General features: G+C 67.7%; 24 protein-coding genes and 1 pseudogene. 6 read left to right on the top strand and 19 right to left on the bottom strand.

Annotated features, from left to right (window positions below; all coding sequences use genetic code 11):
* From ACQ858_RS06020 to ACQ858_RS05945, 16 genes and pseudogenes are all read right to left on the bottom strand, one after another.
* Positions 1–1,197 (bottom strand): saccharopine dehydrogenase family protein, encoded by a 1,197-nt coding sequence (locus tag ACQ858_RS06020; RefSeq protein WP_431275849.1) that lies wholly within the window; start codon positions 1,195–1,197, stop codon positions 1–3.
* Positions 1,198–1,348: 151 nt separating this feature from the next.
* On the bottom strand, positions 1,349–2,374 hold the full coding sequence (locus tag ACQ858_RS06015) for a LacI family DNA-binding transcriptional regulator (RefSeq protein ID WP_431275848.1): 1,026 nt from the start codon (positions 2,372–2,374) through the stop codon (positions 1,349–1,351).
* Between the two features lie 14 nt (positions 2,375–2,388).
* Positions 2,389–3,375 (bottom strand): 2-hydroxyacid dehydrogenase, encoded by a 987-nt coding sequence (locus ACQ858_RS06010; RefSeq protein ID WP_431275847.1) that lies wholly within the window; start codon positions 3,373–3,375, stop codon positions 2,389–2,391.
* Positions 3,372–4,322 (bottom strand): sugar kinase, encoded by a 951-nt coding sequence (locus ACQ858_RS06005; protein WP_431275846.1) that lies wholly within the window; start codon positions 4,320–4,322, stop codon positions 3,372–3,374. The genes ACQ858_RS06010 and ACQ858_RS06005 overlap by 4 nt, the downstream gene beginning before the upstream one ends.
* Complete coding sequence (locus tag ACQ858_RS06000; protein ID WP_431275845.1) at positions 4,319–5,068, bottom strand: sugar phosphate isomerase/epimerase family protein; 750 nt, start codon at positions 5,066–5,068, stop codon at positions 4,319–4,321. Before ACQ858_RS06000 ends, ACQ858_RS06005 begins: the two co-directional genes overlap by 4 nt.
* Complete coding sequence (locus tag ACQ858_RS05995; protein ID WP_431275844.1) at positions 5,068–5,841, bottom strand: amino acid ABC transporter ATP-binding protein; 774 nt, start codon at positions 5,839–5,841, stop codon at positions 5,068–5,070. The genes ACQ858_RS06000 and ACQ858_RS05995 overlap by 1 nt, the downstream gene beginning before the upstream one ends.
* Before the next feature lie 130 nt (positions 5,842–5,971).
* A complete protein-coding gene (locus ACQ858_RS05990) occupies positions 5,972–6,769 on the bottom strand; it encodes a transporter substrate-binding domain-containing protein (protein WP_431275843.1) in 798 nt (265 codons plus the stop codon).
* 130 nt (positions 6,770–6,899) lie between these two features.
* Positions 6,900–7,553 carry an amino acid ABC transporter permease gene (locus ACQ858_RS05985; protein WP_431275842.1) on the bottom strand — a complete coding sequence of 218 codons (654 nt, stop codon included), beginning with the start codon at positions 7,551–7,553 and terminating at the stop codon, positions 6,900–6,902.
* Positions 7,554–7,558: 5 nt separating this feature from the next.
* Positions 7,559–8,230 (bottom strand): amino acid ABC transporter permease, encoded by a 672-nt coding sequence (locus ACQ858_RS05980; protein ID WP_431275841.1) that lies wholly within the window; start codon positions 8,228–8,230, stop codon positions 7,559–7,561.
* A 160-nt stretch (positions 8,231–8,390) separates the two neighbouring features.
* A complete protein-coding gene (locus ACQ858_RS05975) occupies positions 8,391–8,708 on the bottom strand; it encodes a hypothetical protein (RefSeq protein WP_431275840.1) in 318 nt (105 codons plus the stop codon).
* Positions 8,709–8,793: 85 nt separating this feature from the next.
* A complete protein-coding gene (locus tag ACQ858_RS05970) occupies positions 8,794–12,042 on the bottom strand; it encodes a hypothetical protein (RefSeq protein ID WP_431275839.1) in 3,249 nt (1,082 codons plus the stop codon).
* Between the two features lie 23 nt (positions 12,043–12,065).
* Positions 12,066–12,350: pseudogene (locus tag ACQ858_RS05965) on the bottom strand (patatin-like phospholipase family protein); the annotation flags it as partial.
* Positions 12,351–12,457: 107 nt separating this feature from the next.
* Positions 12,458–12,643, bottom strand: coding sequence for a hypothetical protein (locus tag ACQ858_RS05960; protein WP_431275838.1), 186 nt, complete (start codon positions 12,641–12,643; stop codon positions 12,458–12,460).
* A 23-nt stretch (positions 12,644–12,666) separates the two neighbouring features.
* Entirely contained in the window at positions 12,667–15,048 is a 2,382-nt protein-coding gene (parC, locus tag ACQ858_RS05955; protein WP_431275837.1) for a DNA topoisomerase IV subunit A, read from the bottom strand.
* A gap of 73 nt (positions 15,049–15,121) precedes the next feature.
* Positions 15,122–15,985 (bottom strand): lytic transglycosylase domain-containing protein, encoded by an 864-nt coding sequence (locus ACQ858_RS05950; protein ID WP_431275836.1) that lies wholly within the window; start codon positions 15,983–15,985, stop codon positions 15,122–15,124.
* Positions 15,986–16,164: 179 nt separating this feature from the next.
* Positions 16,165–18,162, bottom strand: coding sequence for a DNA topoisomerase IV subunit B (locus tag ACQ858_RS05945; RefSeq protein ID WP_431275835.1), 1,998 nt, complete (start codon positions 18,160–18,162; stop codon positions 16,165–16,167).
* 139 nt (positions 18,163–18,301) lie between these two features.
* Between ACQ858_RS05945 and ACQ858_RS05940 the strand changes: the two genes are divergently transcribed.
* From ACQ858_RS05940 to ACQ858_RS05915, 6 genes are all read left to right on the top strand, one after another.
* Positions 18,302–19,519: an MFS transporter gene (locus ACQ858_RS05940; protein ID WP_431275834.1), complete on the top strand. Its 1,218-nt coding sequence runs from the start codon at positions 18,302–18,304 to the stop codon at positions 19,517–19,519.
* A 7-nt stretch (positions 19,520–19,526) separates the two neighbouring features.
* Entirely contained in the window at positions 19,527–19,667 is a 141-nt protein-coding gene (locus ACQ858_RS05935) for a hypothetical protein (protein ID WP_431275833.1), read from the top strand.
* Positions 19,664–20,218, top strand: coding sequence for a class I SAM-dependent methyltransferase (locus tag ACQ858_RS05930; protein WP_431275832.1), 555 nt, complete (start codon positions 19,664–19,666; stop codon positions 20,216–20,218). Before ACQ858_RS05935 ends, ACQ858_RS05930 begins: the two co-directional genes overlap by 4 nt.
* Before the next feature lie 44 nt (positions 20,219–20,262).
* Positions 20,263–21,189: a 4-hydroxy-tetrahydrodipicolinate synthase gene (gene dapA, locus ACQ858_RS05925; protein ID WP_431275831.1), complete on the top strand. Its 927-nt coding sequence runs from the start codon at positions 20,263–20,265 to the stop codon at positions 21,187–21,189.
* Positions 21,190–21,299: 110 nt separating this feature from the next.
* Entirely contained in the window at positions 21,300–22,388 is a 1,089-nt protein-coding gene (bamC, locus tag ACQ858_RS05920; RefSeq protein ID WP_431275830.1) for an outer membrane protein assembly factor BamC, read from the top strand.
* A gap of 13 nt (positions 22,389–22,401) precedes the next feature.
* Positions 22,402–23,187 (top strand): MBL fold metallo-hydrolase, encoded by a 786-nt coding sequence (locus ACQ858_RS05915; RefSeq protein ID WP_431275829.1) that lies wholly within the window; start codon positions 22,402–22,404, stop codon positions 23,185–23,187.
* Positions 23,188–23,249: 62 nt separating this feature from the next.
* Here ACQ858_RS05915 and ACQ858_RS05910 read toward each other — a convergent pair whose 3' ends face one another.
* From ACQ858_RS05910 to ACQ858_RS05900, 3 genes are all read right to left on the bottom strand, one after another.
* Positions 23,250–23,507 carry a hypothetical protein gene (locus tag ACQ858_RS05910; RefSeq protein WP_431275828.1) on the bottom strand — a complete coding sequence of 86 codons (258 nt, stop codon included), beginning with the start codon at positions 23,505–23,507 and terminating at the stop codon, positions 23,250–23,252.
* A 93-nt stretch (positions 23,508–23,600) separates the two neighbouring features.
* Positions 23,601–24,107 (bottom strand): hypothetical protein, encoded by a 507-nt coding sequence (locus ACQ858_RS05905; RefSeq protein WP_431275827.1) that lies wholly within the window; start codon positions 24,105–24,107, stop codon positions 23,601–23,603.
* Positions 24,097–25,236: a JmjC domain-containing protein gene (locus tag ACQ858_RS05900; protein ID WP_431275826.1), complete on the bottom strand. Its 1,140-nt coding sequence runs from the start codon at positions 25,234–25,236 to the stop codon at positions 24,097–24,099. The genes ACQ858_RS05905 and ACQ858_RS05900 overlap by 11 nt, the downstream gene beginning before the upstream one ends.
* Positions 25,237–25,244 lie beyond the last annotated feature (8 nt).

Raw genomic sequence — 25,244 nt, 5'->3', positions numbered from 1 at the left:
TCATGGGCGTGGCGCCTTCCGGGTCCGGCGTCGCGCCTGGGGTGGCCAAGTGTGGGCGGGGGTGCTGCCGCGATGCGGTGTGGCGGATGGCCGGCCCGACGTCGGTTCGGCCAGTGCCGCATAGCAACTGCCGACGCGCGTCGAGAGGAAGTCCTCGAGCGCCACCTGCTCCTGCCCCAGGAAGCCGCGTGCCGGCAGCCGGCCGCTGCGAAGCAGCTCGAACACACCGACCACGCCGGCCGCCGTCGCGAGCTCGATCGCGGTGCGGTCCACGCCGCGCAGGTGGCCGCCCTGGATGCGCGCCATGCGCGTCTCCTGCTCGAAGCGCCCGCGGCGCAGGCCGGATGCGGAGGCGAAGACGATCACCATGTCCTCCCGGCTGTGCGGCACCGCGTTCTCCAGCACCTGCCGCAACAGGTCGCGCCGCTCGATCAGCCGCAGATCGTGCAGCAGCAGCTTCATCGCATCGCGATGGCCCGGACAGCGGATCGTCTTGTAGTCGAGATTGCGCACCCGGCCCGCGAGCGTTTCGCACAGCGTGCCGAGTCCGCCCGAGGTGTTGAAGGCCTCGTAGGTGTCGCCGTCGAGCACCAGCGTCTCGAGCCCCTCCAGCGGCGGCACCGACACCTGCTGGCCTTGCGCGATGGCCGCGCAGGGATGGCAGTACTCGTTGATGACGCCATCGATGCTCCAGGTGAAGTTGTAGCGCAGGCCGTTGGTCGCATGACGCGAGAGCGCACCCACGCGCAGGTGCAGGTCGTAGAGCTCGTCGAAGCGCTCCGCGAGATGCGCGCCGAGCATGCCGATCACGCCGGGCGCGAGGCCGCACTGCGGCATCAGCACCGAGCCGGCATCCACGGCCAGTGCGCGAATCGCTGCGGTGGCTGCGACGTCTTCCGTCAGGTCGAAGTAGTGAATGCCCACCGCGCGGGCCGCCGCGGCGACGCGGGCAGCAAGGTAGAAGGGAAGCGCATTGATGACCGCATCGTGCCCGGACAGCGCAGAGACGAGCGATGTCTCTTCGTCGACATCGACGATGGTGCGGGTGACCAGCCGGTCGCCCGGTTCGTGTGGCGCGTGCTGCCGATCGGCCAGCGTGACCGGAAGACGGTGGTATTCGGCCACCATGTCCGCCACGGTACCGCCGATCTTGCCGGCACCGAGAACGAGGACCTTGCGGATGTCGGGCGCAGTCATCTGAACCTCCTCGGGATCATTCGCTGTAGATGCGAACGACTCTAGGAGACGGCGCAGGCAGGCGGAAGCCAACAGAGCGTCGAACCCGCACGCTTTTCGGACGGAATGACGAGCGCCTCGATCGAAACGGCTGCCCAACGCAGCGGGCGACTCACGCCGGTCCGGACGACCCCCGAACGATCAACTCCCCCGGCAGCAGCAACTGCCGCGGGGGTCCCTCGAGCCCTTGCAGTCGCTCGATCAGGCAGGTCGCCGCGGTCCGGCCGATCGCATCGGTGGGCTGCGCAATCGCACTCAGGCCGGGGCCGATCAGCGGCGCCCATTCCGGATCGTCGAAACCGACGAAGCCGATGTCGGCGCCGAACTGCAGGCCGAGCCGCGCCATCGCACTCGCCACGCGCAAGGTCACGACCGCGTTGCCGGCGAGCACCGCGACCCGGCGGCCGCGCCCGGCGCGCTTGTGCAATGCGCGCAATGCGGCATCCAGGCTGTCGCTGTCTTCGCCCGTGCACTCGAACACCTCGCCCGCCACGCGCGATTCATGTGCCGTCATGCAGGCGCCGAAGGCGCTCGCCCGTTCGCGCCGCGAGCTCACGCCCTTGAGCGGCTCGGTGATGTAGAGCAGGTCGCGAAAGCCGCCTTCCACCAGATGGCCACAAGCCGTCTTCATGGCCACTACGTTGTCGAGCGACACGAAATCGGTGTGCATGCCCGCATGGCGTCTGTCCACCAGCACCGCCGGCTTGCCATGCAGGGCCTCGGCATCTGCGAGGCCCACGCCCCGGCCGAGCGTGTTCAGGATGAAGCCGTCGACCTGATAGCCGGCGAGCGCATCGATGGCCTCGCGCTCGCGGTCGATATCGTTGCCGAGGTTGAACAGCATCACGAGGTAGCCGGCGTCCTGGCAGGCCTTCTCCGCGCCGCGCAGCACGGCCACCGAATAGGGATTGGTGATGTCGGCCACGATCAGGCCGATGAGGCGCGAGCGCCCGCGGCTCAGCGCCTGCGCCATCGGGCTCGGCGAGTAGTCGAGCTGGGCGATGGCGGCTTCGACGCGCGCCGCAATGTCCGGGCTCAGCAGCCGTTCACGGTGATTGAGAAAGCGCGAGACGGTCGCCTTGGACACGCCCGCCGCCTTGGCGACGTCGGCAATGGTCGCGCGGGCCGGACGCTGCATGGGTGTCCTCGCGTTCAAGCGGAGGCCGTGTCGTAGACCGCCAGCGGACGCTCGCCGGCGAGCGCACGCAGCAGGTTCGTCGTCGCCATTTCCGCCATTGCATGGCGCGTCTCGTGCGTGGCCGAGCCGATATGCGGCAGCGGCGTCACGCGCGGATGGGTGCGCAGCGGCGAATCCTTGGGCAAGGGTTCGGCGGCGAACACATCGAGGCCGGCGGCGCGCAGGCGGCCGCTGTCGAGCGCTGCGAGCAAGGCGTCCTCGCGCACCGTGGCGCCGCGCCCGCCGTTGATGAAGATCGCGCCGGGCTTCATCGCATCGAACACGCGGGCGTCGATCATGCCGCGCGTGCTGTCCGACAGCGGCAGCATCGCGACCACGAAGTCGGCGCGCGCGAGAAGCTCCCAGAGCGGCGTGTGCAGCGCGCGTCCCTGCAGCTCGGGCGCCTGCGCGGCCAGGTCCACCGGCCGGCGCGCGTGATAGAGCACCGGCATGCCGAAGCCGAGCGACGCGCGGCGCGCGATCGCCTGCCCGATGCGGCCGAAGCCCAGCAGTCCCAGCGTCTTGCCGTGCACGTCGAAGCCGAACAGGTCTTCGCCGATGTTCCGGGTCCATCGGCCTTCGCGCACGAGATTCGAGAGCTCGACCACCCGGCGGCTGGTCACCATCAGCAACGCGAAGACCGTGTCGGCCACGGTCTCGTCGAGCACGCCCGGCGTGTGACACAGCAGGATGCCGCGCGCATGCAGCGCCTGGAGCGCGTAGTTGTCGACGCCGACCGACACGCTGGACACCACCTGGAGTTGCGGTGCGCGCGCGAGCAGCGCGTCGTCGATCGGAAAGCTGGAGCCGATCAGCCCGTGCGCGAGCGGCAGTGCCGCATCGAAGGCCGCGCGCTCTGCACCGATGCGCGGGTTGGCGACCGTGACCTCATGTTCGGCCTTCAGCCGCGCGAGCTGGTCATCGGGCAATTCGCGGAAGACGAGGATGTTCCTGCGTGTCACAGGCGGGCCTCGTCGAGCTGGGCGCGCGTCGGCAGGCCTTCGGTATCGCCGAGCACCTGCACCGCGCGCGCGCCGATCCAGGCGCCGCGGCGCACGGCGTCCGGCACCGACTTGCCTTCGAGCAAGGCGCTGATCACACCGGCCGCGAAGCCGTCGCCGGCGCCGACGGTGTCGACCACTTCCTTGACCGGAAAGCCTTCGATGGTGCCGGTGCCCGCGACGTCGCTGTCGTAGTACGCCCCCTTCGCGCCGAGCTTGACCACCACCAGCTTCGCGCCGCGGGCGCGGTAGAAGCGCGCGATGCCCTCGGGCGTGCCGTCGCCGGTGAGGAACAGGCCTTCCTCGATGCCGGGCAGCACCCAGTCGGCGCGCGCGGCGAGTTCGTTGATCCAGTGCCGCATCGTCTCGGGCGACGACCAGAGTGTCGGCCGCAGATTGGGGTCGAACGAAATCGTGCGGCCGGCGGCACGCATCACGTCCATCGACTTGATCGCGGCCTGCAGGCTGGTGTCGGAGATCGCCGCGAAAACGCCGGTCGCATGGAGGTGGCGAGCGGAGCGCAGCCACGCTTCATCGACATCGGCCGGGCCCATGTGGCTCGCAGCCGACCCCTTGCGGTGGTATTCGACCGGCGGATCGCTGCCGTCGGTGACGCGGCCCTTGAACTGGAAGCCGGTGCGCTGCGTCGCATCACAGATGACATGCGAGCAGTCGATGCCCTCGCCCTTCATGGTCGCGAGCAGCGCGCGGCCCATCGAATCGGTGCCGAGCCGGCTCGCCCAGCCGACCTTCAGGCCGAGGCGCGACAGGCCGATGGCCACGTTGGTTTCCGCGCCGGCGGTGCGCTTGTGGAAGGCGTTGGCGTTCTCGATCGGGCCCGGCTGGTCGGCGACCAGCAGCAGCATGGCCTCGCCGAACAACGCGACATCGAAGGCGGATGAAGTCATGTTGTCGTTCGAAGTGATCGGATGTGCGCAATCTGGTCGCGCGTGACACCGAGCAGATCATCGCCGACCAGCGGGTATTCGATCGCGTGCGGCACATCGGCCGGCAGCGCACGCAGCACCGAGCGCCACGGCGCGATCGAATCGGCCAGCGGCACCGCGACCCATTTCGCTGGAAGACGCTGCACACCCTTGCAATGCACGTAGCGCACACGCCAGCCCAGTGCCTGCGCGGCCTGCAACGGGCATTCGCCGAGCCAGTGCCAGTTGCCCATGTCGAAGGTCATGCCGAGATCGAGGCCGACGCGATCGGCCGCATCGAAGAAGGCCTGCAAGGCGGGCAGCGTGCCGGCCGAAGCCGTCTGGTCGTTCTCGATGACGAGTTCGACGGAGGTTTCGGCCAGCCGGGCCTTGAGGCCATTCAGCGCGCCGTGCGACGAAGGGCCGAAGTCGCCGATCGCCATCTTGAGCCGTACGGCGCCCAGCGTGGTCGCGGCCGCAATGCCGCGACCGAGCGCGGCTTCGTCGAGATCGCCGCCCTGCGCGAAGAGGCCTTCAGGGCTCGAATAGACCGATGCGAGACCGGCCAGTGCCGGCAGTTCGGCTTCGGGGTCGCGCAGCAACTCGCCGCGCACCTCGACGCTGTCGGCACCCGCGGCCCTCGCCAGTTGCGCGCACCAGAGCTGCCCATGGCGGCCGATCTCGGCGGCGCCGAAGGATGAAAGAGAAATCAGGACCGGCGTGGCCATCAGTGATGCGAGCTCAGAATCTGGCCCAGGAACTGCCGGGTCTTCTCGTGCTTCGGATTGCCGAAGAACTCGGTCGGTGCGCCCTGCTCGATGATCTTGCCGTCGGCCATGAAGATCACGCGATCGGCCACGCTGCGCGCAAAGCCCATCTCGTGCGTGACGCACAGCATGGTCATGCCGTCTTCGGCGAGGCCGATCATGGTGTCGAGGACTTCCTTGACCATCTCCGGGTCGAGCGCAGAAGTGGGCTCGTCGAACAGCATGATCTTGGGCGACATGCACAGCGCCCGCGCAATCGCGACGCGCTGCTGCTGGCCGCCCGAAAGCTGGCTCGGGTACTTGTGCGCCTGATCGGGGATGCGCACGCGGGTGAGGTACTTCATCGCGACCTCTTCTGCCTGCGCCTTCGACATGCCGCGCGAACGCATCGGCGCGAGCGTGCAGTTCTGCAGGATGGTGAGGTGCGGGAACAGGTTGAACTGCTGGAACACCATGCCGACCTCGGCGCGCACCGCATCGACGTTCTTTCCGCCTGCGGTGAGCTCGATGCCGTCGACCACGATGCGGCCCTTCTGCACCGTCTCCAGGCGGTTGATGCAGCGGATCAGCGTCGACTTGCCCGAGCCCGAGGGGCCGCAGATCACGATGCGTTCGCCGGTGCGCACCGAAAGGTCGATGTCGGTCAGCACCTGGAAGGTGCCGTACCACTTGTTCACCGCCTCGAGCCGGATGATGGTGTCCGTGCCCGCGTGGGTGGCGACTGAGTCCGTCATGGCCGTGTATTCCTAAAGTCCAGTCAATCCAGAAACACCGCGGAACCGGCTTCGCCGGGCCGCTGGTGTTGCCCCCTGCAAGGGGGTTGGCGTAGCGACACGAAGTGCGCGAAGCCTGGGGGTGAGCCTATTACTGCATCTTGGGCAGGTCCGTCTGGAGCCACTTGTTGTAGAGCTTGTTGAGCTCGCCATTCGCCGAGTTCTTCTGCACGAACTCATTCACGTTCTTGAGCAGATCATCCTGACCCGGACGCATCGCAATGCCCATGTTCTGCTGAACCAGCGTGAACTTGTTTTCGAAGGTGTCGGCCGGCACGCGCTTGGCGATCTGCGCGGCGACGGTGGTCGAGGCGCCGATCGCATCGACCTGGCCCGACATCAGCGCCTGCATGGCCGAAGCGTCGTCGTCGAAGCGGCGGATCTCGGTGCCTTCCGGCGCAGCCTTCGTCACGGCCACGTCTTGCGTGCTGGCACGGGCCACGCCCACGCGCACGGTCTTCAGGTCGGCAGCACTCTTGATCGGCAGGGCCTTCTTGCCGTAGAGCACGATGGTCGCGGCCGCGTAAGGCTGCGAGAACTGCACCTGCTTCGCGCGCTCGGGCGTGATCGCGAGCGACGCGACCAGCAGGTCGACCTTGTTGGTCAGCAGGAAGGGAATGCGGTTCGGGCCGGTCACCGGCACGATGTTGGCCTTCACGCCCCAGTCCTTCGCGAGCAGCTTGGCCACGTCGGCGTCGTAGCCGTCGGGCTGGTTCTGCGCGTTGGTCGTGCCGTAGGGCGGGAAGTCGACCAGCATGCCGATGGTGATCTCGCCCTTCTTCTTGATGTCCGCAACGGTCTGCGCGGAAGCGAGCGGTGCGAACACGGTGAGCGCGGCGCCCAGGCCCAGGGCTGCGACGGCAGCGCGGCGGGTGGTGGAACGGAACATGTCGAGGTCTCCTTGGGGTTGAAAGCGAATCTGGGAAACACCGCGGAACCGGCTTTGCCGGGCCGCTGGTGTTGCCCCCGGCGAGGGGCTTGCGTAGCGACACGAAGTGCGCGGAGCATGGGGGAGTGCCTTATCGGGCCAAGGCGCGGGCTCGCCGCCGCTCCATACGAGCAGCGAGGAGCGACAGCGGCCAGCAGATGACGAAATAGATCGCCGCCACCGTCGTGAAGACCTGCAGCGGCTGGAAGGTCGCGTTGTTGATGATCTGCCCGGCGCGCGTGACTTCGGTGAAGCCGATGATGGCCGCGAGCGAGGTGCCCTTGATGATCTGCACCACGTAGCCCACGGTCGGCGGCAGCGCGATCTTGAAGGCCTGCGGCAGGACCACGTCGCGCATGAGCGAGGTGTAGCTCAGGTTGAGCGCGTGTGCGGCTTCCCACTGGCCGCGCGGAATCGCCTCGATGCAGCCGCGCCAGATCTCTGCGAGGAAGGCCGCGCTGTTGAGGACGAGCGCCACGCCGGCCGCGATCCACGGATTGATATCGAAGCCGAGCACCGGAGCGCCGAAGAAGATCAGGAAGAGCTGCAGCAAGAGCGGCGTGCCCTGGAAGATCTGGATGAAGCCGGTGGACAGCACGCGCGCCGTCTTGTTCTCGGAAGTGCGCGCCAAGGCGATGACGAGCCCGAGGATCGCGCCGCCTATGAAGGCGATCGCCGACAGCGCCAGCGTCCACTGGGCCGCCTGGAGGATGAACAGGAATTCGGGAAAACCAAAGGTACGCATGGCGTTCAGCGTCGATCGGGGTAGTTGAGGGTGCGCCGGTAAATCAGCTTGAACAGCGCCGAGAACGACAGCGCCAGCGCGAGATAGATGCACGCGACCACGATGTAGATCTCGAAGCTGCGGAAGGTCTGCGACTGCAGGTTGGCCGCGACCGAGGTGAGGTCGTCCGCCGAGATCACCGACACCACCGCCGAGCTCAGCATCAGCAGGATGAACTGGCTCGTGAGCGCCGGGTAGATGGCCTTGAGTGCCGGCTTGATGATGATGAAGCGGAAGATCTCCCAGCCCTTGAGATTGAGCGCCCGGCCCGCCTCGATCTGGCCCTTCGGAATGGACTCGATGCCCGCGCGCACGATCTCGGCCGCATAGGCGCCGAGGTTGACCACCATTGCGGTCAGCGCGGCCGTGTAGGGCGACCAGCGCAGGCCCACCGCGGGCAGCGCGAAGAAAAAGAAGAAGAGCTGCACCAGGAACGGCGTGTTGCGGATGACCTCGATGTACGCATTGACGATGAAGCGCAGCCACTTCGGCCCCGAGACCTTGCCCCAGGCGCAGAAGATGGCCACCACCAAGCCGAGCAGCGTCGCCACGAGCGAGAGCTGGATCGTGATCCAGGTGCCCTTGAGCAGCAGCGGCCAGGCGGCAAAAACGGCGTCGAACTGGAATTGGTAGTTCACGGGGGAAACGAGGCTGGAGTGCGTGTTCGCAACGAGTGCATTTCCGCGATGAACGCACATCGTCGCGGGCGGCGCCAGTATATTTGAAACCGGTTTCAGCACCGACTTAGGGATTCCCCTGATTCACTGGTATCCCTGCTGTGGGTGGCCAGCGGCCGGATCAATCCGGCGTGCGAAGGCGGTCGTCCGCGATCTCCGTGCTTCGAAAGTCGCCGACGGGAATGCGAACGTCGTCGAGGTTCGTGATCCGCATGCGGATGTACCTGCCGTCGCGCACCCAGCAGCCACGCAGCGTGGCGCCATCCCACCACGTCAGGTAGCCGAGCCGGGCCGGGGCATCGCAGGTGTCCTGGACCTCGGTGAGGCTGAGTACGTCGAAGTCGCCGCCGTTCGCGACGAAGGTCACCGCAGGTTGCGACTCGCACGCGGCGATCAGTGCGCAAGCGGCCACAAGGCCGGCGATCGGTGATGTGTCCATGGCCATCCTCCGGGCTGTGAACGATTGGACGCTTCGGCCGACGCGCTGTCATCACCCCGTCGGGCGACTTGAGCGCGCCCGACGCTCAGGCACCCGCAGCGTCCCTGGCCCGCGGCAGCCAGACTTCGATCGCACCCGGCTCGGCCTTGATCGATCTCGGCAGCAGCTTGATGACCCAGGGCTGGCCGGTGGGCGAGTTCGCGGTCTGGACGAGCGCCTCTGCGCAGGCACGCGAGGATTCGTCGCGGATGACCACCGTCGGATCGGGATGGCCGACAGGCGGTGCGCGGCCCGCGCGGCGCGAGGTGCTGAGCACGTCTTCGATCGGCGGCACCGATGCGCCCAACGCACGCCAGGGCCCGCGCCAGTTGCGCGCCTTGTCGCGCAATGCGGTCCCGTAGGTCTGGATATAGACCACCGCACCCTGGCAGGCGTCGGGCGGAGGCGGCATCGCGGGCGCGGGCGATCCCGCCGCCGAGCCGTTGCCGTCGGGCGCTGCGGGCGCAGGCGCGTAAGTCGGCGGCACGGCGGCACCGGGGCGTGCCACGGGCGACGGTGGCGCCGCCGCCACCCGGGTCTCCTCGCCGCGCCGCCCGGTCAGCACATCGCGCACCCAGACCGCCACCGGCCAGGGTTCTGGCAAGGTGCCGCTGCAGTTCTGCTTCGAGCCGGTCTGGCCGGTGTAGTCGCGCGCCCAGTAGCGCGGCGCGCACGGCGGCGCCTGCGCGGGCTGCAGGCAGTTGATGCCGTTGCCCGGATCGAGCAGCCGCGCGCATGCGGGCGAGCGCTGGCCCGGCGCCTCGTTGCCGCAGGCCTGCTTCGCGTCGTCGACGATGCGCACCGACAGGCGGAACCTCGCCATGAAGTTGTCGCTGCCCTCGCGGCACAGCAGGTCGCCGGTGCGCAGCAGTTCCGCAGCCAGCAGCGAGGGCGCATCGCCGCCGGCGTTGCCGCTGTGCAGGTGGGCCCAGCGTTCGGTCAGGTCCTTGAAGGCGCTGTTCTCGGAGCGTTCCTGGTCCGCCCTTTGCGCACGCCAACTGTCGATGCCCTGCCACGCGGCGACGCCGAAGGTCGCGGCGGTGCCGATGCCGATCGAGGCGGTCACCGCACCGGCCTTCAGCACACGCGCCTGCAAGCGGCTCATCGAGCCCACTGCCGCAGCGGTCGCGCTGTCCCTGTCGCCGCCTTTGACCGAGCGCGGCGTCGAATCCGGCTGGCCGTCATCGGGCACGAAGAGACCCACGGCGCCCATCGCGACGTGCGAGAGCATTTCGTCTTCCAGGCGGTTGCCGATCTCCGCGCCGAGGCGGAAGTAGCTCTCCCACTGGGCTTCGTCGAAGAACTGGTCCGTGGTCGGTTGCTGCGGGAACAGCGGGTTGGCGGCCTTGAAGTTCACCAGGTCCACCGGCAGCGAGGCCGAGACGTTCGGCTTGACCAGCACGATCTGCCCGGTGGCGCCGCTGGCATAGCGCACTTGCGCGAGTGCGAGGCAGGCCTGGCTGCGCGGCGACGCGAGGTCGTTCAGCGAACCGAAGGCTTCGAGGTGCTTCCAGTCCGCACCCGGTCTCGGCTTCATGAAGGTGATCTCGGCATTGAGGTCGATGCGCGCGCGCCGGATCAGGATCTCGAGATCGCAGAAGCGGTAGTCGGGATCGGCGCCGCAGTCCGCGATCACGATCAGCGCCGCCTCCTGCCGCAGCAGCGCATACGCGGCCGTGTTCTCGAAATGCCCGCCATCGCTCAGATACCAGTTGGCGGAGCTGCTGCCCGGGAACGCGCCGAAGCATTCGAGGAGCAGGAAGCGCGTCTTCATCAGCAGCGGGCTTGCATGCACCACCGCCCCGCGCTGCAGGATGCCGGCCTCCGCGCTGTTCCACCAGTAGCCGAGCCGCAATCCGGCGAAGACCGACAGCGTCGCGAGCCCGCGCTTGGTCAGCCGCCCGAGGCCCGGCGCGAAGGCCGCGCCCGAGATGGCGGTCCACGCGCCGAGCGAGAGAGCGCCGTCGCCGTGCGCCTGCGTCCACTTCGCGCCGCCGGCCTGCATCCAGCCCAGCGGACCGACGGTGAGCGGCTGGCTCTTGCGGTCGCGGTTGAAGAGCTTGTCCTTGGTGCTGTGCGTCTGGTTGATGCAGATATTCGCAAGGTGCACCGGCCCGCCGTGCACGTGCGGCGCGTAGCGCAGCTGCGAGATGTCGTCGTGCGGGTCCACCTCGCCCACAGGCACCTGGGGCGGCTCCAGCCCCGAGACCTGGTCCACCGGGCTCGCGCCGAGCCGCCGCGCATTGGCCGCGCCGAGGTAGCCGCGCACGATGCGCGCCTTGTAGAACATGTGCAGCGACGAGACGTTGAGGAACGCAAAGTTGCGCCCCGTCACGATCGCGTAGCTGCCGATGATCACGGCGATGGTGCCGAGCCACGCCCAGCCTCGCGTGAAGTCCAGCCCCGCGGGCGTGAACACCGGCAACAGCGCCACGGTGTAGACCACGCCGATCCACCAGGCCGCAAGGCAGAAGGCCAGCACCAGCCCGAGCAGGCTCGCGAGGGTCAGCATCAGCGACTTGCCGATGCCGGGTATCTCCTGCCGGTGCGACAGCAGCATCGGCAGCACCCCACGCAGCGCCGCCGCCAACACCAGCAGCACGGCGCCATAGGACACGCGCAGCTGCGAGTCTTCCGCAGCGAGCCACCACGCGCTGAAGTCGAGCAGGCCCAGCATGACGATCAGCAACGCCGTGTTGATGACCGACGCCAGCCGGTCGGTGAGCTCGTTGCGCATCGCGGCCGCCGCCTTCCGGTGGCTCTTGAACAACACCCAGAACAGCGCGACGACCCAGCACATCGAGAAGCCGACGAAGGCCGGCGTGATCCACACCGGCCCGCTGTAGCGCTTGACCAGCGGCCCGCCGATGAAGCTCGCGCCGATGCCGAGCGCGAGCCACATCCCGATCTGCAGGAGCATCGAGGCGTTCGACGGCTTGTCGCGCACCGACCAGTACGCACATGCGAGGACGACCGAAGCAATGAAGGGCCCGACCAGCGTGAACCACAGGGTGGGCCATTGCGTCGCCCACTCGACGAGCAGCCGCACGTACTGCGTGGCGTCGAGGTCGGTGACACTGCTGACCGAGTCGGGCGGCACGCTGTTGAGGTCCACCGCACGGAACACCGCATCCCACAGCAGCAGGTTGGTCGCGGCGAGCACCATGCCGATGAGGCTCGCGGCGATTGCGAGTTCGATGTGCGTGCCCAGAAGATTGCGCAGGTAGAGCGCGGCTGCGAAGAGCGTGTCGCGCACGCCCCCGGGATGAGATAGCGGCCGTTGGCGCGCAGCCACCAGCCGAAGCGTGCACGGTCCACGTCGCCGAGTGCCCGCTCAATTTCGCGCACGTCGTCCGGCGACTTGGCATCGGTGCACAGGCGGCCGATCGTCGCGCCGATATAGCCGCCGCCCGAGACGGTCGAAACCAGGTCGAACTTCAGCAGTTGCCGATGCCCCGCCAGCGACTTGAGCAGGCCGAGACAGAAGGTGGCGCTGCGGATGCCCCCGCCGGACAACGCGAGCCCCCAGGGGCGATGACCATCGTCGACGCCGTGGAGCGCGCGGCGACGCTCGCCTACCAGCTGCTGGATGGTTTCGTCCATGCCGCTCCTCGTCGTTCTGCGCCGCAATATTTCATGCCTTGCGCGGCGCAGCAATGGAGCGAAAGGTCTATGGCTTCGGACGGGCGACGGGTTGGGCGCGCGCCATTTCAGCGCCGCCGCTGTTGCTGCCGCTCGCGCGCGCGCCGCACCTGGCGGCTCTGCGATGCGTGCTCGGCCGCGCGCGCCTTCTGCGTGGTCTTTTCGCGCCGCCTCCTGGACAACCAGCGGCCGAGTGCGAAGCTCGCGATCCCGCTCACGATCGCGATGACGAGGCCGAGGATGCCGACTTCCATGCGTATGTCTCCGGCCGTGCGCGTTACTGCACGCGCGTGACGTTCGCCGGCTTGAAGCCCAGATCGGCCGCCTTACCCTTGCGCGCACGCGCGGCGCGGGCGTTGTTGAGCGAGCGGATCTCCAGCGTTTCCTCGCGCTCCTTGCCGCCACGGCCGACGCCTTCGATCTTCACGCTGCGCGTGTAGGCCGCCGCGCCCGCGAGCGTGTCCTTGGCTTCGAGGTCGATCAGCGTTAGCCCGCGACCGCCCTTCGGCAGCGCCTTGAGCTCGCCGATCTCGAAGGTCAGGATGCGCCCGCCCGTCGATGCGCAGCACACATGCGTGGCCGCCGGCAACGGGTCTGCGCCGCCCGCACCGCCGACCAGCGAAGGCTGGCAGAGCTGCTCGCCCTCGCCCACGTCGACGAAAGCCTTGCCGCCCTTCTGGCGCGAGACCATGTTCTCGACCGCTGCGATGAAGCCGTAGCCGCCTGTGCTCGACAGCAGCAGGTTCGCGCCGAGCGGACCGGCAAAGTAGTGCGCCACGTGCGTGCCGCTTTCGAGGTCGATCAGCGTGGTCACCGGTTGCCCGTCACCCCGGCCGCCCGGCAGCGACGCCACCGGCACGCTGTAGACGCGCACGCTCTTGTCCTTGGCGGTGCCGAAGACCAGCAGCGTATCGACCGAGCGACATTCGAAGGCGCCGTAGAGCGCATCGCCGGACTTGAAGCTGTACTCGGGCGGCGCGGACCCCGCCGCGCGCTCGCTGGCCCAGCCCTTCTGCGTGCGGACCCAGCCCTTCTGCGACACGATCACCGTCACCGGCTCGTCCACCACGCGCACTTCGGCGACGGCGCGCTTCTCGGCCTGGATCAGCGTGCGGCGCGGGTCTTCGAAGCTCTTCGCATCGGCTTCGATTTCCTTCACCAGCAGGCGGCGCAGTGCGGCCGGGCTGGCGAGGATGTCTTCGAGTTTCTGCTGCTCCTCGCGCAGGCTCTTGAGTTCCTGCTCGATCTTGATGGCCTCGAGCCGCGCCAACTGGCGCAGCCGGATTTCGAGAATGTCCTCGGCCTGCCGGTCGCTGAGGTTGAAGCGCGCGATCAGCGCCGCCTTGGGCTCGTCGGAGGCACGGATGATCGCGATCACCTCGTCGATGTTCAGCAGGACGATCTGCCGGCCTTCGAGGATGTGGATGCGGTCCTGCACCTTGCCGAGGCGATGCCGCGAGCGCTTCTCGACGGTGACTTCGCGGAACGCGATCCACTCGTTCAGCATCTGCCGCAGCGACTTCTGCGTGGGCTTGCCGTCGATGCCGACCATCGTGAGGTTGACGGGCGACGAAGTCTCCAGCGAGGTCTGCGAGAGCAGCGTGCCGATGAACTCTTCCTGGCTGATGCGCGAGGTCTTGGGCTCGAACACGAGCCGCACCGGCGCATCCTTGCTCGATTCGTCGCGCACGCCGTCGAGCACCGCGAGCACTGCGGCCTTGAGCTGCGTCTGCTCGGCGGTCAGCGCCTTCTTGCCGGTACGCACCTTCGGGTTGGTGAGTTCCTCGATCTCCTCGAGCACCTTCTGCGAACTCACGCCCGGCGGCAGTTCATTGACCACCACCTGCCACTGGCCGCGCGCGAGTTCCTCGATCTTCCAGCGCGCGCGCACCTTGAGCGAGCCGCGGCCGGTGCGATAGGCCTCGCCGATCTCGGCCGCGCTGCTGATGATCTGCGCTCCGCCCGGATAGTCGGGCCCCGGCACGAGCCCGAACAGTTCCTCGTCGCTCAGCTTGCCGTTGGACTTGATCAGCGCCACGCAGGCATCGGCCACTTCGCGCAGGTTGTGGCTCGGGATTTCGGTCGCGAGGCCGACCGCGATGCCGCTCGCGCCGTTGAGCAGCACGAAAGGCAGCCGCGCCGGCAGCAGGCGCGGCTCGTCGGTCGAGCCGTCGTAGTTGGGGATGAAGTCGACCGTGCCTTCGTCGATCTCGTCGAGCAGCAGGCTGGTGATGCGCGACAGGCGCGCTTCGGTGTAGCGCATCGCCGCGGCGCCATCGCCGTCGCGGCTGCCGAAGTTGCCCTGCCCGTCGACCAGCGGATAGCGCTGCGAGAAATCCTGCGCCATGCGCACCAGCGCGTCGTAGGCGGCCTGGTCGCCGTGCGGATGAAAACGGCCGAGCACGTCGCCGACCACGCGCGCGCTCTTCACCGGCTTGGCGCCGACCGTGCCGTTGGCGCCGCCGAAGCCCAGGCCCATGCGCGACATCGAATAGAGGATGCGCCGCTGCACCGGCTTCTGGCCGTCGCTCACATCGGGCAGGGCGCGGCCCTTGACGACGGAGAGCGCATATTCGAGGTACGCGGTCTGCGCGTAGTCGGCCAGCGTCAGCGCGCCGTCGTCTTCAGGGCTCTGGAAATCGAGCGTGGGTTGGTCCATGGGAGCAAGGAAGTGAAATGGATGTCGGGTCAGCGCGCTTCGGCGTGCTCACCCTTTCGGGAAATTTGCCGGATCACGGTGCCGGCTCTGCAGGTGCGGCCGTCAACGCCTCGGGCAGCGCCGGCATGGCCGGGCGGCCGCGCACGTCGGGCGGCATATTGCCACGACCGAGGGCGCCACCCGCCGGCACGCCCATTTCCATGCGGATGCGCGCCGGCGCCTTGCCCCGGCCGATCGCGGCCGAAGGCTTGAGGTAGGCGTAGAGCTGAAGCACCGTGCTCACGTAATTCTGCGTCTCGCGGTAGTTCGGGATCCTGTTGCCCGCGCGCTGCACTGCGCCCTCGCCCGCGTTGTAGGCGGCCAGCGCGAGTTCGAGGTCGCCGGGAAACATCGCGATCAGGTCTCGCAGATAACGCGCGCCGGTGGCGATGTTGATGCGCGGATCGAAGAGCTTCTTCTCGATCGACGCGCGTTTGTCGGCCGCCACGCCGTAGCGCTCCGCCGTCGCGGGCATCACCTGCATGAGTCCCATCGCGCCCTTGGGCGAGACGGCCTGCGCATCGAAGCCCGATTCGGTCGCGACCAGCGCCTGCAGGAGTTCGTAGTCGATCGAGTGGCGGCGGGCGGCCTCGCGCATCGCGCCCTGTGCCGGCTTGTAGCTCGGCGAGGCCTCGAACATCGAGATCAGCGCCTGCGAGGCACGCGGCACCTTGCCGTCGACCGGGCCGCTCCGCCCGCGGCCGAGGCCGTTCGCGGTGTCGAAACTCTGCCCGCCGCGGAAGAACAATTGGTAGCGCTCGTCGACCTTTTCCGACGCGAAATGCGCCACGCCCTTGTCGTCGACGTAGCCGAAGATGTCCGTCGCCCGGGCGGCCCGCGGCGAAGCCGCCAGCACGAGTGCCGACAGCAGTGCAACCATCCATCCAGAAAGCGTCATCGATTTCGCCATGCGGCACTATGCCCGCGCCCGGTCAACGTACGTCGTCTACCCCGTCACAAAATGTTCAACCGACCCCAGGCCAGGAACACCGCGGATCCGGCTTCGCCGGTCCGCCGGTGTTGCCCCGGGACGGGGGTTGGCGGAGCGACACGAAATGCGCGCAGCCTGGGGGCGAGCTAAATATCCACTTCGACTTCGTCGGCGCGCAATTCCATCAACTCGCGCCGCGCCGCGGCCTCGCCCTTGCCCATGAGCTTGGTGATCTCGCCTTGCGTCCCCTGCACGTCGAAGCGGCCGAGCCGGACCTGCAGCAGCCGCCGCGTATCGGGATTCAGCGTGGTTTCCCACAACTGTTCCGCGCTCATCTCCCCCAGGCCCTTGAAGCGGCTGATGCTCCAGGCGTTCTCGCGCACGCCGTCCTTGCGCAGCTTGTCGAGAATCGCGGTGAGCTCGCCTTCGTCCAGCGCATAGACCTTCGACGCCGGCTTCTTGCCGCGCGCCGGTGCATCGACGCGGAAAAGCGGCGGCTTGGCCACGTACACATTCCCGGCCTCGATGAGCTTCGGGAAGTGGCGGAAGAACAGCGTGAGCAGCAGCACCTGGATGTGCGAGCCGTCCACATCGGCATCGCTCAGGATGCAGATCTTTCCGTAGCGCAGTCCCGAGAGGTCGGGCGTGTCGTCCGGCCCATGCGGGTCGACGCCGATCGCGACCGAGATGTCGTGGATCTCAGTGTTGGCGAAGAGCCGGTCGCGCTCGACTTCCCAGGTGTTGAGCACCTTGCCGCGCAAGGGCAGGATCGCCTGGCATTCCTTGTCGCGGCCCATCTTGGCGCTGCCGCCGGCCGAATCGCCCTCGACGAGGAAGACCTCGTTGTGCGCGGTGTCGCGGCTTTCGCAATCGGTCAGCTTGCCGGGCAGCACGGCCACGCCGGAGCCCTTGCGCTTCTCGACCTTCTGGCCGGCGCGCTGGCGCGTCTGCGCGGCCTTGATGGCGAGTTCGGCAAGCCGCTTGCCGTAGTCCACATGCTGGTTGAGCCACAGCTCCATCGCCGGGCGGGCGAAGCTGGAAACGAGCCGCACCGCATCGCGGGAGTTGAGCCGCTCCTTGATCTGCCCCTGGAACTGCGGGTCGAGCACCTTCGCCGACAGCACATACGAAGCCCGCGCGAACACGTCTTCCGGCAGCAGCTTCACGCCCTTGGGCAACAGCGAATGCAGGTCGATGAAACTCTTGACCGCGTTGAAGAGACCATCGCGCAGGCCGCTGTCGTGCGTGCCGCCCGCGCTGGTCGGGATGAGGTTGACGTAGCTCTCGCGCACCGGCTGGCCTTCTTCGGTGAAGGCGACGCACCAGTCGGCGCCCTCGCCTTCGGCGAAGTTGTCGGCGTTCTTGTCGGCATGGCCCGAGCCCTCGAAGAGCGGGATCACCGGGTCGCCGTTGAGCGTCTGCATCAGGTAGTCGCGCAGGCCGCCCTTGTAGAGCCAGGTCTGGGTCTCCTTGGTTTTCTCGACCACGAGCGAGACCGAGACGCCGGGCATCAGCACCGCCTTGCTGCGCAGGAGATGCGTGAGTTCGTGGACCGGCAGCACCGCCGACTCGAAGTACTTCGCGTCGGGCCAGGCGCGCACCGTGGTGCCCTGGCGGCGATCGCGCGGACCATCGCCACTGGAGGCCGCCGCGCTTTCCTGCGGACGCACCTTGAGCTTTTCGACGACATCGCCGGCGGCGAAGGCGATCTGGGCGACCGAGCCTTCGCGGTACGAGGTCACTTCGAGTCGCTTCGACAGCGCATTGGTCACCGAGACGCCCACGCCGTGCAGGCCGCCCGAGAAGCTGTAGGCGCCGCCGGCGCCCTTGTCGAACTTGCCGCCCGCATGCAGGCGCGTGTACACCAGTTCGACGACCGGCGCCTTTTCTTCCGGATGGAGGCCGAACGGAATACCGCGGCCGTCGTCTTCCACGCTCACCGAGCCGTCGGTGTGGAGCACGACCTTGATCTTCTTGCCGAACCCCGCGAGCGCCTCGTCGGCGGCGTTGTCGACCACTTCCTGGATGATGTGCAACGGGTTGTCGGTGCGGGTGTACATGCCCGGCCGCTGCTTGACGGGCTCGAGCCCCTTGAGGACGCGAATGGACGCTTCCCCGTAACTGCCTGGTTCCTTGCTTGCCATGGCGCGGGATTCTAGGGCGACGGCCCGGCCCGCCGGGACAGGCCGCGCTTTTCGCCTCATCAATGCAATGCGCAAATATCAATAATCGCTTTTGGCCTCAGACCGGCGCCGCATGCGGCTTTTGGGTACATTGCCCGCCATGAATCCCGCCGCCCGCCAGTCTCTCAGCCTCAAGCAGGTGCTCCTCTGCGGAGCCATGATCGTCACGCTGTCGATGGGCATCCGGCATGGATTCGGGCTCTGGCTGCAACCGATCACGCAGGAACAGGGCTGGTCGCGGCAGGCCTTTTCGTTCGCGATCGCAGTGCAGAACCTGTCGTGGGGGCTGATCGGCGTGTTCGCCGGGATGCTGGCCGACAAGCTGGGCGCATTCCGGGTACTGGTGGCGGGCGCCGTGCTGTATGCGCTGGGCCTGGTCGGGATGGCGTTCTCGCCCACGCCCCTGATGTTCGCGCTGACGGCCGGCGTGCTGATCGGCGCGGCGCAGGCCGGCACCACCTATGCGGTGATCTACGGCGTGATCGGCCGGCAGATTTCGCCCGAAAAGCGGTCCTGGGCCATGGGCGTCGCCGCCGCGGCAGGCTCGTTCGGCCAGTTCCTGATGGTGCCCGTGGAGGGCCAGCTCATCGCGCGTCTCGGCGCCCACGGCTCGCTGGTCGTGCTGGCCGCGATGGTGCTCATGATCGTTCCGCTGGCCTTCGGGCTGCGCGAGCCGCGCCACGACTCGGTCGCGGTGCGCCGTCACCAGACCATCGGCCAGGCAATTCGCGAAGCTTTCAGCTATCCGAGCTTCATGCTGCTGACGGCCGGGTACTTCGTCTGCGGCTTCCAGGTGGTGTTCATCGGCGTGCACATGCCCAGCTACCTGCGCGACCAGGGCCTGTCTCCCGAAGTGGCGAGCTACGCGCTGGCGCTGATCGGGCTGTTCAACGTCTTCGGCACCTACGTCGCCGGCTCGCTGGGCGCGCGGCTGGCCAAGCGCAAGCTGCTCGCGGCCATCTATATCACCCGGGCGGTGGCGATCACGCTGTTCCTGCTCGTGCCGATCTCGCCGCTCACGGTCTACGTCTTCGCGAGCGTGATGGGCTTCCTGTGGCTGTCCACGGTCCCGCTGACCAGCGGCATCGTGGCGCAGATCTTCGGCGTGGCGCATCTGTCGATGCTGGGCGGGATCGTGTTCTTCAGCCACCAGGTGGGCTCGTTCCTCGGCGTCTGGCTGGGCGGCTATCTGTATGACCGCACCGGCAGCTACGACATCGTCTGGTACATCGCGATCGCGCTGGGCGTCTTCGCAGCATTGATCAACCTCCCGGTCAAGGAAGGTGCGATTGCGCGCCCAACCCCACAACCCGCCTGAGACGTTCATGTCGAACCCGACGCGAGTCCGCCTCGTGCGCACCGGCTGGCTGGCCGCAGCCGCGGCCGTGCTCGCCGGGGTGTTCGCGCTTTACACGCGACCGGCCTTTCTCGTGGCGATGATCGACCAGCTCTGGGCCTGCTTTTGAATCACGTTTCCCTTGCCCCCTCCCCCTGGATCGAGCGCTGGTGGCACCTGCTGGCGCCGGGTGCCACCGTGCTGGACGTCGCCTGCGGGTCCGGTCGGCACATGCGTTTCGCCGCCGAACGGGGCCATGCGGCCACCGGCGTCGACCGGTCGCAGGAAGCGCTCGACGCCGCGGCGCTGTATGGACAGACAGTTCCGGCGGACATCGAAAATGGTCCATGGCCGTTTCCAGCACAGGCCTTCGGCGGCGTCATCGTTACAAACTACCTCTGGCGTCCTTTGCTGCCAGCCATCTTGGCCGCGGTGGCGCCGGGCGGCGTCCTGCTTTATGAAACCTTCGCGGCAGGCAACGAGACCGTCGGGAAGCCCTCCCGGCCCGATTTCCTGCTGCAGCCCGGCGAACTGCTGACCACGTGCGCCGGCCTGCGAGTGGTCGCTTACGAAGACGGATTCCTGCAGGAGCCGGACCGTTTCGTCCAGCGGATCGCCGCGGTGCGGCCCGGTACGCGCTCACCGGCCGAGCCGCCCCGCCACCGGCTGAATCCCCGATAGGCCCCGGGCCGCCCCTGAGCCGCATGCAACGGCGGATCAGTAGAATGTTCGCTTTTCGTCCACCGACAAAGAGATTCCCCTTGGAGCAACTCACAGGCAGCATCGTCGCACTCGTCACGCCGATGCACGACGACGGCAGCGTCGACTATCCCGCCCTGCGCCGGCTGATCGACTGGCACATCGACGAAGGCACGGATTGCCTCGGGGTGGTGGGCACCACCGGCGAGTCACCGACGGTCGATGTCGAGGAGCATTGCGAGATCATCCGCGTCTCGGTCGAGCAGGCACGGGGCCGCGTGCCCATCATGGCCGGCTGCGGTGCCAACTCCACCAAGGAAGCCATCGAGCTCGCCAAGTTCGCCAAGAGCGTCGGCGCCGATTGCCAGCTCCAGGTGGTCCCCTACTACAACAAGCCGACGCAGGAAGGCCAGTACCAGCACTTCAAGGCCATCGCCGAGGCCGTCGGCGACCTCCCCATCGTGCTCTACAACGTGCCCGGCCGCACGGTCGCCGATATGGCGCACGACACCGTGCTTCGCCTCGCGAAGGTGCCCGGCATCATCGGCATCAAGGAAGCCACGGGCAACATCGAGCGGGCCCAATGGCTGATCCGCGAGGTGCCGAAGAATTTCGCCATCTACTCGGGCGACGACCCGACGGCCGTTGCGCTCATGCTGTGCGGCGGACAAGGCAACATCAGCGTCACGGCCAACGTGGCGCCGCGCAAGATGCACGAGCTGTGCGTGGCCGCCATCGCCGGCGACGTGAAGCGCGCCATGCAGATCCAGTTCGAGCTCATGCCGCTGCATCGCAACCTCTTCGTGGAACCCAATCCCATCCCCGTCAAGTGGGCCATGGCAAGGCTCGGCCTGTGCGGCGGCGCGTTGCGCCTGCCCCTCACCGAGCTCGCCGAAGCCAACCGCCCGGCCGTCGAAGCCGCGCTGCGGGCGAGCGGCCTCCTCAAGGGTTGATCCATCTTTACCGCGCAGTTCGCGAATGCGGGCAACCTTTTGCTCGGACTGCGCTCTGAAACTGCGGGCGATGCAGCCCATCCATTGAGCCAGACATTCCCAGAAAGAAGATGACGTTGAACACCATTTCGCGATTCGCCCTGCTGGCCGTTGTCGCCAGCCTCGCGGCATGCTCGGCTCTCGAAAGCGACAAGATCGACTACAAGAGTGCCGGCAAGGGGCCCACGCTCGAAGTGCCGCCCGACTTGACGCAGCTCTCGCGCGACAACCGCTACGCCATCCCCGGCGGCGCGGTGTCGGCCAACACGTACCAGGCCGGCTCGGCCAATTCGCCGGGCGTCCCGACGGCCGCCTCGTCGATCGGTGACGTTCGCATGGAACGCGCCGGCTCGCAGCGCTGGCTGGTGGTGAATCGCCCCGCCGAGCAGCTCTGGGACCCGGTCAAGGACTTCTGGCAGGAAAGCGGCTTCCTGATCACCACCGAGCAGCGCAACCTCGGCATCATGGAAACCGACTGGGCCGAGAACCGCGCCAAGCTGCCGCAGGACGTCATCCGCGGCACGATCGGCAAGTTCATGGATTCGCTCTATTCGACGGGCGAACTCGACCGCTTCCGCACCCGCATGGAGCGCACCGCCAACGGCACCGAGATCTTCATCAGCCATCGCGGCATGCAGGAGGTCTACAGCACGGCCCGCCAGGACGCCACGATGTGGCAGCCGCGCCCGAGCGACCCCGAGCTCGAGGCCGAGTTCCTTCGTCGCCTGATGGTCAAGCTCGGCGTTTCGCAAGAGCAGTCCAAGGCCCTCGTCGCGGCCGGTACGCCCATCCAGACCGCCAAGGTCGCCGACGTCAACGGCCAGCCCGTGGTCCAGATCAGCGAAGGCTTCGAGCGCGCATGGCGCCGCGTCGGCCTCGCGCTCGACCGCACCGGCTTCACCGTGGAAGACCGTGACCGCACTGCCGGCACCTACTTCGTGCGCTACGTTCCGCCGAATCCGAACAAGGGCGAGCCGGGCTTCTTCGGCAAGCTCTTCACCTTCGGCTCGAGCAAGACCGAGGGGCCCCTCAAGTTCCGCATCCAGGTCAAGGGCTCGGGCAATTCGAGCACGGTGTCGGTGCTCGACGGTTCTGGCGCACCTGACAGCTCGGCCAACGCCAAGCGCATCGTCCAGGTCATCGCCGACGACCTGAAGTAGCCCACGCCCCGGCTTGCCGCGCGATGCTGCGCTTCCGGAGCCTTGGCAGCGGCAGCACGGGCAATGCCACGCTGGTCGAGGCGACCAGCGGCGGGCGGACCTCGCGGCTCCTGATCGACTGCGGCTTCACGCTGCGTCATCTCGAAGCCCGGCTCGCACGGGCCGGGCTTTCCCCGCCGACATCGACGCGATCTTCATCACACACGAGCACGCCGATCACATCGGCTGCGCGCACACGCTGTCGCGCCGCGAACGCATTCCCGTGTGGATGAGCGAGGGCACCTGGCTCGCCGCCGGCGGCCGCGATTTCGAGGGGCGACTTCAGCTCGCGCACGACAGCGCCGACATCGTGGTCGGCGACATGCTCGTCCAGCCGTTCACGGTGCCGCACGACGCGCGCGAGCCGCTTCAGCTGCGCTGCACCGATGGGGCCCGCAGCCTCGGCGTCCTGACCGATCTGGGACACGCGACGCCGCACGTGCTGGGCCGGCTCATGCAGCTCGATGCGCTGCTGCTCGAGTTCAATCACGACAGCGACATGCTCGCGGGTTCGCGGTATCCGCCCTTTCTCAAGCAGCGGGTCGGCGGCAACTATGGCCATCTGTCGAACACGGCTGCCGCAGCGATCGCAAGTACCGTGATGCACTCCGGACTTCGTCATGTGCTCGCGGCGCATCTGAGCGAGCAGAACAACAGACCGGAGATCGTTCGCCAGGTGATGGCCGAGGCGCTCGGCGCACGCGAAGAGGAGATGCTCACCGCCAACGCGGCAGAGGGCTCACCCTGGCTCGACCTGTAGACAAGCAAAGCAGATGAACGAAGGCCGCCCATGGGCGGCCTTCGTTCGTCCGGTCGACGCGCTCAAGGCTTGGCCGGGGGCGTCTCCGCCTGCTTCTTCTCGGCGTCGGTCGCCGCATTCGCAGCATCAGGCGCGGACTGGGCGTTGGGCGACGGTGTCGTGGTGGTCGCATCCGACGAAGGCGATGCCGGTGCCGGCGCGGGTGCAGGTGCAGGTGCGGCAGCCGGTGCCACGGCGGCAGGCGCAGGCTCCTCCTTCTTTCCGCATGCGGTCAGCGCGGCAACGGCGACCAGCGACACCAGCAGTACGTGCTTGTTCATTTGACGGCTCCTTGGGGTGAGGGTCTCGGTCGAAAAATTCTAGGCCCGCATCCTCGCGCGCAGCTGTTTCAAGGCGCGATTCGGGACATTGGCTTACAAGCCCAATGTCGAAGTCGGAAAGCCGGGTTTCGCATGGCGAAGGCACTCATCGATGCGCTCGCGCACCGCGCGCCGGCTGTCGGGACTGCGGCCGCAGACGCCCCGCACGTGCTCGACGTCGATACGGTGAAGAAACCATGACGGCGTCCAGATGGCACTCGGCACTTGCGGCATGCCCGGTCCGTGACAGACACGGCAATCGATGATGTGTCCCCACATCCTGCGCCAATGGACGAAGCGCGCATGCTCGCGCTCGAACACGTCGAAGCGCTGCGCGACCATGACCAGTTGCCGACCGGCGCAGGCCCACGCCTGCAGCGCATCGATGACGCTGCGTTCACCCAGCGGCCAGTCGGTGAAATCGGGATCGCTCCAGACGAACTCGCGCCAGTTCTGCTGGGCGGCCGCGGCGAACGCGCTGCGCAGGAGCGCGTCGAAGGCCTGGCGTCCGTCGAACGCGCCTTCGGGCAATTCGAGATGTGAGTCGTCTTCACTCTGCATGCAGCCACCCCGCTTCGCACCAGTCGCCGAGGAGCGCCAGCGCATCGTCACTTGCGCCTGCCAGATCGCGCGGACCAAGCATGCGCTGATCCGCCAGCCGGCGCATCAGCTTGGCATCGCGGCCCGAGGCGCGAAAGCTCTCTCCGTTGATGTAGAGATGGCGCGCGTCATACAGCATGCGTGTCCGGCGGTCGAGCGCCACGCCCTTCGACGCCGAAAGCGGCTCGCCCGGGTCGAACCACACCGTGGGCTTCGGCTCGGTCATGGATTCGCCGAGCGCGCGGTCGATCACGTCGCCGTTCCGCATGACGGCGAGCACGGCTTCGCGCGCGAAGGCCTGCAACGCGGGCGGCATCTCCGCGGGATTCTGCAAGGCAGGCTGTGAAGGATCGCGGTAGTGGACCGCCACCTGCCCCACCTCGTCCTGCAGTTCGTCGGCGCGCGCCTCGGCGATGCGCGCCAGCAGATCCGCGCCGAGCGGACCGGCCGCCGGCGATCGCAGGCCGATCGAATAGGTCATGCAGTCGCCGCCGACCGCCACGCCGTCGTGCGCGTAGCGAGGCGGCAGATACAGCATGTCCCCCGGCTCGAGGACGAAGGTCTCCTCGGGCTCGAACTGCGCGAGGATCTTGAGCGGCATGTTCGGCTGCAGACGCAGATCGCGCTGTCGCCCGATGGACCACCGGCGTCTCCCATGCGTCTGCAGCAGGAACACATCGTAACTGTCGAAGTGCGGCCCCACGCCGCCGCCGTCACTGGCGTAACTGATCATGAGATCGTCGAGCCCGGCATCGGGCACGAACCGGAAACGCGAAAGCAGCTCGTGCACGCCCTGGTGATGCAGGTCGACGCCCTGGACCAGCAGCGTCCATTGGGCCTGGCGCAGCGACGGCAAGGCACGGCGCGAGAACGGGCCGTGCCGCAGGGTCCACCCCTTGTTTCCATGCCGAATCAGGCGCGACTCGACATCCTCACGCGCAGCCAGGTCGAACAACTCGCCGCGCGCAATTGGTGGCACCATCCCGGGTACCGCCTGCCGGATCAGCAGCGGCTTTTTCTGCCAATGGCGTCGCATGAATTGCTGGGCGCTCAGACCGCCGAGCAGAGGCAAAGGTTGATCAATCTCCATGGGAGAAT

It is taken from the genome of Variovorax ureilyticus, assembly GCF_050632185.1.
In the GTDB taxonomy this organism is placed as follows: Bacteria; Pseudomonadota; Gammaproteobacteria; order Burkholderiales; family Burkholderiaceae_C; genus Variovorax; species Variovorax ureilyticus_A.
Note: the sequence above shows the minus strand (reverse complement) of the source record. Positions and strands in the feature narration are given on the sequence as shown.

What these genes read in the sequence shown, in the direction of transcription:
- ACQ858_RS06020 (WP_431275849.1), bottom strand. Translation starts at nt 1,197, where the DNA reads ATGACTGCGCCCGACATCCGCAAGGTCCTCGTTCTCGGTGCCGGCAAG.
- ACQ858_RS06015 (WP_431275848.1), bottom strand. Translation starts at nt 2,374, where the DNA reads ATGCAGCGTCCGGCCCGCGCGACCATTGCCGACGTCGCCAAGGCGGCG.
- ACQ858_RS06005 (WP_431275846.1), bottom strand. Translation starts at nt 4,322, where the DNA reads ATGACTTCATCCGCCTTCGATGTCGCGTTGTTCGGCGAGGCCATGCTG.
- ACQ858_RS06000 (WP_431275845.1), bottom strand. Translation starts at nt 5,068, where the DNA reads ATGGCCACGCCGGTCCTGATTTCTCTTTCATCCTTCGGCGCCGCCGAG.
- ACQ858_RS05995 (WP_431275844.1), bottom strand. Translation starts at nt 5,841, where the DNA reads ATGACGGACTCAGTCGCCACCCACGCGGGCACGGACACCATCATCCGG.
- ACQ858_RS05990 (WP_431275843.1), bottom strand. Translation starts at nt 6,769, where the DNA reads ATGTTCCGTTCCACCACCCGCCGCGCTGCCGTCGCAGCCCTGGGCCTG.
- ACQ858_RS05985 (WP_431275842.1), bottom strand. Translation starts at nt 7,553, where the DNA reads ATGCGTACCTTTGGTTTTCCCGAATTCCTGTTCATCCTCCAGGCGGCC.
- ACQ858_RS05975 (WP_431275840.1), bottom strand. Translation starts at nt 8,708, where the DNA reads ATGGACACATCACCGATCGCCGGCCTTGTGGCCGCTTGCGCACTGATC.
- ACQ858_RS05960 (WP_431275838.1), bottom strand. Translation starts at nt 12,643, where the DNA reads ATGGAAGTCGGCATCCTCGGCCTCGTCATCGCGATCGTGAGCGGGATC.
- parC (WP_431275837.1), bottom strand. Translation starts at nt 15,048, where the DNA reads ATGGACCAACCCACGCTCGATTTCCAGAGCCCTGAAGACGACGGCGCG.
- ACQ858_RS05950 (WP_431275836.1), bottom strand. Translation starts at nt 15,985, where the DNA reads ATGACGCTTTCTGGATGGATGGTTGCACTGCTGTCGGCACTCGTGCTG.
- ACQ858_RS05945 (WP_431275835.1), bottom strand. Translation starts at nt 18,162, where the DNA reads ATGGCAAGCAAGGAACCAGGCAGTTACGGGGAAGCGTCCATTCGCGTC.
- ACQ858_RS05940 (WP_431275834.1), top strand. Translation starts at nt 18,302, where the DNA reads ATGAATCCCGCCGCCCGCCAGTCTCTCAGCCTCAAGCAGGTGCTCCTC.
- ACQ858_RS05935 (WP_431275833.1), top strand. Translation starts at nt 19,527, where the DNA reads ATGTCGAACCCGACGCGAGTCCGCCTCGTGCGCACCGGCTGGCTGGCC.
- dapA (WP_431275831.1), top strand. Translation starts at nt 20,263, where the DNA reads ATGTTCGCTTTTCGTCCACCGACAAAGAGATTCCCCTTGGAGCAACTC.
- bamC (WP_431275830.1), top strand. Translation starts at nt 21,300, where the DNA reads ATGACGTTGAACACCATTTCGCGATTCGCCCTGCTGGCCGTTGTCGCC.
- ACQ858_RS05910 (WP_431275828.1), bottom strand. Translation starts at nt 23,507, where the DNA reads ATGAACAAGCACGTACTGCTGGTGTCGCTGGTCGCCGTTGCCGCGCTG.
- ACQ858_RS05905 (WP_431275827.1), bottom strand. Translation starts at nt 24,107, where the DNA reads ATGCAGAGTGAAGACGACTCACATCTCGAATTGCCCGAAGGCGCGTTC.
- ACQ858_RS05900 (WP_431275826.1), bottom strand. Translation starts at nt 25,236, where the DNA reads ATGGAGATTGATCAACCTTTGCCTCTGCTCGGCGGTCTGAGCGCCCAG.